This window comes from Polaromonas sp. P3_C2, from assembly GCF_056402675.1.
On record NZ_JBFUGX010001210.1, the window covers coordinates 1 to 632 of the forward strand.

1 pseudogene is annotated in these 632 nt (G+C 67.2%); it reads right to left on the reverse strand.

Annotation, left to right across the window (positions count from 1 at the left end):
* Positions 1–632 (reverse strand): annotated as a pseudogene (locus AC1DWI_RS25645) (DUF2339 domain-containing protein); the annotation flags it as partial.

The following is a 632-nucleotide window of genomic DNA, read 5'->3' on the forward strand; positions in this document are numbered from 1 at the left end:
AAACCATAGGGCGACCGGGCCTCCATTCCCGCTGGCGAAGACAGGGCCAGCGCCTGCTTGTCAGACTGCCGCAGCATCCAGTAATGCAGCACCAGCACCGCCGGCCACACGGCCCACGCCGGCGTGGCGAGCACGCGGTAGCCTTGACCTGCCTGCGCCACATAACCCAGCGCCAGCACACCCACGGTGATGCGCGCCGGCCAGGTCGCCACCGCCCACTGCTTCTTCAGGCCGAGCACCATCGACAAGGCCGCGCTGGCCACCACCGCCAGCATCATCAGCAGGCCGGTGGTGCGGTCACTAAAGGCCTGCCGGGGAAAGGCATCTGCCTCCAGCGCCGGCACGCGGCGGTTGATTTCCAGCAACCAGGCCAGGCACCAGAAGAAAAARCCGTAGAGGTAAACAGGAACACTGAGCTGCGACTCCACACCGGCATAGGCCTTGGCCCACGAAGACTCGCTGTGCGGCAGGGGCCGGCGCAGCCACCAGGCCAGCTGCAGCGCCGGCAGCGCGATCAGCATGGCGCCGATAAAGGCCGGGTTGCCGAACGGAATGGCCGAAACAGGGTTGCCCAGCGCACCTGCGTCGTCAAGCCCGCACAAAAACGCCATGGCGGCCACGCCCTGCAGCAG